This is a genomic window from Mesorhizobium sp. M5C.F.Ca.IN.020.29.1.1 (genome assembly GCF_003997375.1).
Taxonomy (GTDB): domain Bacteria; phylum Pseudomonadota; class Alphaproteobacteria; order Rhizobiales; family Rhizobiaceae; genus Mesorhizobium; species Mesorhizobium wenxiniae.
Genome location: NZ_RZSW01000327.1, coordinates 1 through 6,958 on the forward strand (window position 1 = coordinate 1; position 6,958 = coordinate 6,958).

The window sequence follows — 6,958 nt, forward strand, 5'->3', positions numbered from 1 at the left end:
GACTCCATCCCTGCCCTTCAGCCCGCACAATAAGGAGCCAAAAATGGGCTTGATGGACAAACACGCGATCATCGAGAAGAACGCCACGCTTCTTCTCGTTGGTTCCCTCCTGGTGGTGACGATCGGTGGCATCGTCGAAATCGCACCGCTCTTCTATCTCGACAACACGATCGAGAAGGTCGAGGGCATGCGGCCCTATTCGCCGCTCGAGCTCGCGGGGCGCAACATCTATGTGCGTGAGGGCTGCTACCTCTGTCACAGCCAGATGATCAGGCCGTTCCGTGACGAAGTCGAGCGCTATGGTCACTACAGCCTGGCGGCCGAGTCGATGTACGATCACCCGTTCCAGTGGGGATCGAAGCGCACGGGGCCGGACCTTGCCAGGGTCGGAGACCGCTACTCGAACGAGTGGCACGTTCAGCATCTTGTCGAGCCGCGTTCGGTGGTGCCGGAATCGATCATGCCGAGCTATGCCTTCCTGAAGGATACGCCAATCGAGGTGAAGGACTTCTCAACGCACCTTATCGCAAACAGGCGCGTCGGTGTCCCCTACTCCGATGACATGATCGCTCACGCCAGAGGTGACCTGATTGCGCAGGCCGATCCCAATGCCGACACATCCGACCTGGAAGGCCGCTATCCCAAGGCCAAGCTCGGCGACTTCGACGGCAATCCGCGACAGGTTACCGAGATGGATGCGCTGGTCGCTTACCTGCAGATGCTCGGCACGCTGGTCGATTTCAAGACCTACGACGAAGCCGCCGGCTACCGCTGAGGAGAAATACCATGGATTACAATTGGATGAGGGAGTTCGCCGACAGTTGGGCCCTGCTCGCCATGGCGCTTTTCTTCGTCGGCGTAGTGACCTTCACACTCCGTCCTGGCAGCCGCAAGCAGGCCGATGAAGCCGCCCGCATCCCTCTCAAGGACGACTGATCATGAGCAACGAGCATATCGACGAAGTGTCGGGCATCTCCACCACCGGCCACGAGTGGGATGGCATCAGGGAGCTCAACAACCCACTTCCGCGCTGGTGGGTCATAACGTTCTACATCACCATCGTCTGGGCAATCGGCTACACCATCGCCTATCCGGCATGGCCGATGCTGACCTCGGCGACCAAGGGCGTGCTCGGCTATTCGAGCCGCAACGATGTCAAGAAGGAACTTGCCGCGGCCGAACTCGCCAAGGCCAAGTATGCCGCAGCGATACAATCGAAAACCGCTTCGGAGATTGCCGGCGACGACGCGCTGCGCGAATTCGCTGTTGCCGCCGGCAGCGCTGCGTACAAGGTCAATTGCGTGCAGTGCCACGCTTCCGGTGCCCAGGGGTCCAAAGGCTTTCCCAACCTCAATGACGATGACTGGTTGTGGGGCGGCACGGCCGAGCAGATTCAGCAAACGATCACGCACGGCATCCGCTTCGCATCCGTTCCGGATACACGCCTGTCGGAAATGCCGGCTTTTGGCGAGATCATCACCGGCGACCAGGTCGCACAGGTCAGCACCTATGTCGCCAGCCTGTCCGGCCCGGTTCAAGATGCAACACTGGTCGAGCCGGGCGCCAAGGTTTTCGCCGAAAATTGCGTGGCCTGCCATGGCGACACTGCAAAAGGCAACAAAGAGCTCGGCGCGCCCGATCTGACCGATGCGATCTGGCTCTACGGGTCGAACGAAACGGCAATCGCCGCGCAGATCCGCGCCCCCAAGCATGGCGTCATGCCAGCCTGGCTTGAGCGTCTCGGCGAGACCAAGGTCAAGGAGCTCGCGGTCTACATCCATTCGCTTGGTGGTGGGGAATAGAGGGGGGTCCTATTCCCGACCCTTCGCCAGCCAAGCGACGAGGCCCGGCTTGCGCCGGGTCTCGACTGCATTCCGGCGTTCGCGATTGACTTGCATCAACGCGCAGCAGACCACCCTGCGGCAAGGCTTGTTCAACGCGGCATTTCGCGCACCGGCCGAAGAACGAAGTCCGACTGCGCACGCCGAATCATAAGCTGCGCGACTGGAGTTTCTCGTGCTGGATAATACGCAGATAGAACGGCTCGAAGCCGAGGCGGTCAACTCCGCCACGGTCCGCCAGCCGCTGTATGCACCGCGCAAGAAGATCTTTCCCAAGCGCGCCTCGGGCAGCTTTCGCCGCTTCAAGTGGCTGGTGATGGCGATCACGCTGGGCATTTACTACCTGACGCCCTGGCTGCGCTGGGATCGAGGTCCGTTTGCTCCCGATCAGGCCGTGCTGATCGATCTTGCCAACCGCCGCTTCTATTTCTTCTTCATCGAGATTTGGCCGCAGGAATTCTTCTATGTCGCCGGCCTTCTCGTCATGGCCGGCATCGGCCTTTTCCTGATCACATCCACAGTTGGCAGAGCCTGGTGCGGCTATACCTGTCCGCAGACCGTATGGGTCGATCTGTTTCTGGTTGTGGAGCGCGCGATCGAGGGAGATCGCAATGCCCGCATGAAGCTCGACGCCGGTCCGTGGACCGCGCGCAAGCTTGTGCTGCGTGTATCGAAACACGCGATCTGGCTGGCCATAGCGGCAGCGACCGGCGGCGCCTGGATCTTCTATTTCGCCGACGCGCCAACGCTGATTGGCGAGGTCTTTACCGGCACCGCTGCACCCGTCGCCTACATCACCATTGGCGTGCTGACGGCGACCACCTACACATTCGGCGGGCTGATGCGCGAGCAGGTCTGCACCTACATGTGCCCTTGGCCGCGCATCCAGGCGGCCATGCTCGACGAAAATTCGCTCACCGTGACCTATAATGACTGGCGCGGCGAACCTCGGTCGCGGCACGCCAAGAAGGTCCAGGCCGCGGGGCAGCCGGTCGGCGACTGCGTCGATTGCAATGCCTGTGTCGCCGTCTGCCCGATGGGGATTGACATTCGCGACGGCCAGCAGCTCGAATGCATCACTTGCGCGCTGTGTATCGATGCCTGCGATAGCGTTATGGACAAGCTCGGCAAGGAGCGCGGGCTGATCTCCTATGCGACCCTGTCCGATTACAACGCCAATATGGCGGTGGCGACTGCAGGCGGCTCTTGCTCGGCAAACCCGTCGCTCGTCAGGACCGACGGCGGCGCATTCTCCGAAAAATTAGCCCATTTCCATATCCGCAAGATCTTCCGGCCGCGCACCTTCATCTACATGGGCGCGTGGTCGGCGGTCGGCATTGCGCTGCTCTATTCGCTGCTGACGCGCGACCGGCTCGAGGTCAACGTTCTGCACGACCGCAACCCGCAATTCGTCACGCTGTCCGACGGTTCAATCCGCAACGGCTACACCGTAAAGCTGCTCAACATGATCCCCGAGCCAAGGACGATCGTTGTTACGATGCAGGGCCTGCGGGGAGCCGAAATGAGCGTCGTTGGTATCGACCTTCCGGCAGACCGGTCCTTCGCCGTCGCGGTCGAACCCGACCGCCTGAAGATGCTGAAGGTTTTTGTGCGCCAACCGGCGGACCGGGTCGGAGGCGCAACGCAAACGTTCAAATTCCGCGTCGAGGACAAGGCGAGTTTCGAAACCGACGAATACACCGCCACCTTCAACGCCCCGGAGATCGCCAGATGAGCGCCAATACGCAAAAAACCCGCGAATTCACCGGCAGGCACATGCTGGCCACCATTCTCGCCTTTTTTGGTGTGGTCATCGCAGTCAATCTGACCATGGCGACATTCGCCAGCACAAGCTGGACCGGTCTTGTCGTCGAAAACACCTATGTGGCCAGCCAGCAATTCAACCGAAAGGCCGAGGAAGGGCGTGCGCAGGCGGCACTCGGCTGGACCGGCAAATTGACGATCTCTTGGGGCGAAGTCCGCTACAGTCTCAGCGATGCCGCCGGCAAGCCGGTTCCCTTGCGTAGCGTCAAGGTGCTGTTTCGTCATCCTGCCTACGAGGGCGCGGACAAAGCCGTCACTCTCGCCGTTGCCTCGGGCCAGGAATTTGCCGCGCGGCACACACCAAGGGATGGCGTCTGGATCGTCGAAGTCGACACGGATGCCGGTCTGGCAGAATCTTATCGCGACGTTCGCCGGATCATGATTTCTCACGGAGCACTGCAATGAGCTGCTGTGCGCCGGGCGCTGAAATGGCGCTGGATCTGGACGGAGCGACATCCAGCTTGCCATCGAGCCAAGAGATCAGGTTGGCAAGCCGCTCGCTTGGCAATGACCTTCGCCAGACCGATCTGTCGGTGCCGACGGTTCACTGCGCCGCCTGCATCCAGGCGATCGAGACGGCTCTCGGAAAGCTCGATCGCGTCGAGCGCGCTCGTGTCAACCTTTCGACCACACGGGTCTCGGTCCAGTGGCGTGGGAACGAGGCTCCTCCCATCGTCGCTGCACTAGAGCTGCTGGGCTACCCGGCGCATCTTTTCGATCCGGAGATTCATGAAAAAGACAAGACGCTTTCGGAACTGATCCGGGCCGTCGCGGTCGCCGGCTTTGCTGCGGGCAATATCATGCTGCTTTCCGTCTCGGTCTGGTCGGGCGCGGAAGGCGCGACGCGTGACCTGTTCCATTGGGTCTCGGCGCTGATCGCTATCCCGGCGCTCGCCTTCGCCGGCGGAATCTATTTCCGATCGGCATGGAATGCGTTGCGTCACGGGCGCATGAACATGGACGTGCCGATTGCGGTTGGCGTTTCGCTCGCCTACGCAATGAGCCTCTACGAGACCATCAACCATGGCGACCACGCCTATTTCGATGCGTCGGTGTCGCTGCTGTTCTTCCTGTTGATCGGCCGCACGCTGGATCACGTGATGCGCGAGCGTGCCCGGACCGCCGTGAACGGCCTGTCACGGCTGGCGGCGCGGGGCGCCATGGTGCTGCGCGAGGATGGTTCGCGCGACTACCTGCCGGTTGAGGAGATCGAACCCGGCTTGCAGCTGCTGGTCACCGCCGGCGAAAGGATTCCCGTCGACGGCAAGATCATTCAAGGCTCTTCCGATCTCGACTGTTCACTGGTTTCCGGTGAAAGCACACCCAGAACCGTGTCATCAGGCGAAACCGTGCAGGCCGGCACGCTCAATCTCACAGGCCCGCTGATCATCGAAGCAACAGCCGCCGCAAAGGATTCCTTCCTGGCCGAGATGGTCCGGCTGATGGAAGCCGCCGAGGGCGGTCGCGCGCATTATCGCAGGATCGCCGACCGCGTTTCAGCGCTCTATGCTCCAGTGGTCCATCTGACCGCCTTGGTGACGTTCCTTGGCTGGATGGCGGCGACCGGCGATTGGCACCAGGCAGTAACGATCGCCATCGCCGTTCTCATCATCACCTGCCCGTGTGCGCTCGGTCTCGCCGTGCCCATCGTGCAGGTGGTCGCTGCGCGGCGTCTGTTCGAAAGCGGCGTCATGGTCAAGGATGGTTCGGCCATGGAGCGTCTGGCGGCGATCGACACGGCGGTGTTCGACAAGACAGGAACGCTTACGCTCGGACAGCCCCGGCTCGTCAACGCGTCGTCCATCGATCCGGCCATGCTGGCCATCGCAGGCGACATGGCCGTGCATTCCCGCCATCCATTCTCAATGGCCATAGCCGGCGCTGCGGGCTTTGCTGCTCAGCCGAAGCTCGAGTCCGTCAGCGAGCACCCTGGTTTCGGGATCGAAGCTACCGCCATGGGAAGCACCTGGCGGCTTGGCCGGCGCGGCTGGGCCGGGTGGAAGGCCCGAACCGCCGGCGAAAGCGGATACGGCGGAACGGTTCTGACCAAAGATGGGATCATTGTCGCGTCCTTTGTCTTCGAGGACGCGCTGCGTTCAGACGCCAGAGCGGCCGTCGAGCAATTGAACAATGCCCGGGTTTCCGTGGAAATGCTGTCGGGCGATACCGCAGCTGCTTGCGGCGAGGTCGCGGCGACGTTGGGCATCCATCACTTTGTTCCGGCGCTGCTCCCTTCGGGCAAGGTCGAGTATATCGAAACGCTGGCGAAAGACGGCCACAAGGTGCTGATGGTTGGCGACGGCCTCAACGACACCCCTGCGCTGGGCGCGGCACACGTCTCGATCGCTCCAGCCACGGCGGCCGATGTCGGCCGCAAAGCGGCGGATTTCGTGTTCCTGCGCGAAAGCCTTTCGGCAGTACCCCTTGCCCTCGACATCTCGCGAAAGGCCGGACGACTGATCCGGCAAAACATCGCCATAGCAATCGTCTATAACACCATCGCCGTGCCGATCGCCATTCTGGGGCACGTCACGCCGCTGATCGCGGCAATCGCGATGTCGGCTTCGTCACTGCTTGTCATTGGCAATGCGCTGAGGCTGCAAGGCTTTGCCGCGAGCTCACCCGAGACGGTTGGTACGCGCGGCAAACGTTCCACTGCCGGCGCATTGGCACGATCCTCATGACGACGCTTGTCTATCTCATACCCGTAGCTCTTTTTCTCGGCGCGCTAGGTCTCTCCGGCTTCCTGTGGGCTTTGAGGAGCGGTCAATACGAGGATCTCGACGGAGCTGCCGAGCGGATCCTGATCGATCGGGACGAAAGCTAGACAACTGATCGGGAGCCAAGTGCGGATAGCGGCGCTGGTTCGGAAAACTTCGCCACTGCATGTGTCTGGCTCGAACACAACCCAAAAACTCGAATAACGCGCAAGATTGCCGTATCCAAGTCTATCTCTCGCCAAGCTTTAACTCCTCAATTTGCGCCAACGCAAAGAAACAATGCGTCTGGTCAGGTAAATTCTACTCATCCACAACGGTTGATAGATAGGAGACTGACATGTTCACGCGACGCGAAGCCCTCTTCGGAGCAGCCATCGGCGCTGCCGCCGTGGCGGCGATGCCGGCATTTTCCGCAACGTTCGCCCCGGCAGACATCGGGGCACTTGCCCGCGAGAAGGTCAAGCTCGTGGCACCGCCGTTCGTCCATCCGCACGATCAGGTCGCCAAGGGCGGCCCGAAGATCGTCGAATTCACCATGACGATCGAGGAGAAGCCTGTTGTCATCGATGCCGA

The 6,958-nt window shown here is 61.4% G+C and carries 7 protein-coding genes and 1 pseudogene; all 8 read left to right on the top strand.

Going from position 1 to position 6,958, the window contains the following annotated elements; all coding sequences use genetic code 11:
* Nucleotides 1-43: 43 nt before the first annotated feature.
* Nucleotides 44-775 (top strand): cytochrome-c oxidase, cbb3-type subunit II, encoded by a 732-nt coding sequence (gene ccoO / locus EOA85_RS22905; RefSeq protein ID WP_127211273.1) that lies wholly within the window; start codon nt 44-46, stop codon nt 773-775.
* An 11-nt stretch (nt 776-786) separates the two neighbouring features.
* Nucleotides 787-936: a cbb3-type cytochrome c oxidase subunit 3 gene (locus tag EOA85_RS22910; protein ID WP_127211274.1), complete on the top strand. Its 150-nt coding sequence runs from the start codon at nt 787-789 to the stop codon at nt 934-936.
* A 2-nt stretch (nt 937-938) separates the two neighbouring features.
* Nucleotides 939-1,802 (top strand): cytochrome-c oxidase, cbb3-type subunit III, encoded by an 864-nt coding sequence (gene ccoP / locus EOA85_RS22915; RefSeq protein WP_127211275.1) that lies wholly within the window; start codon nt 939-941, stop codon nt 1,800-1,802.
* A gap of 214 nt (nt 1,803-2,016) precedes the next feature.
* A complete protein-coding gene (gene ccoG / locus EOA85_RS22920) occupies nt 2,017-3,576 on the top strand; it encodes a cytochrome c oxidase accessory protein CcoG (protein ID WP_127211276.1) in 1,560 nt (519 codons plus the stop codon).
* Nucleotides 3,573-4,070 carry a FixH family protein gene (locus tag EOA85_RS22925; protein WP_127211277.1) on the top strand — a complete coding sequence of 166 codons (498 nt, stop codon included), beginning with the start codon at nt 3,573-3,575 and terminating at the stop codon, nt 4,068-4,070. Before ccoG ends, EOA85_RS22925 begins: the two co-directional genes overlap by 4 nt.
* Complete coding sequence (locus EOA85_RS22930; protein WP_127211278.1) at nt 4,067-6,349, top strand: cation-translocating P-type ATPase; 2,283 nt, start codon at nt 4,067-4,069, stop codon at nt 6,347-6,349. The genes EOA85_RS22925 and EOA85_RS22930 overlap by 4 nt, the downstream gene beginning before the upstream one ends.
* The gene (ccoS, locus tag EOA85_RS22935; protein WP_127211279.1) at nt 6,346-6,492 is read left to right on the top strand and encodes a cbb3-type cytochrome oxidase assembly protein CcoS; all 147 of its coding nucleotides are present in this window, start codon (nt 6,346-6,348) and stop codon (nt 6,490-6,492) included. Before EOA85_RS22930 ends, ccoS begins: the two co-directional genes overlap by 4 nt.
* Nucleotides 6,493-6,722: 230 nt before the next feature.
* Nucleotides 6,723-6,958: pseudogene (locus EOA85_RS22940) on the top strand (nitrite reductase, copper-containing); the annotation flags it as partial.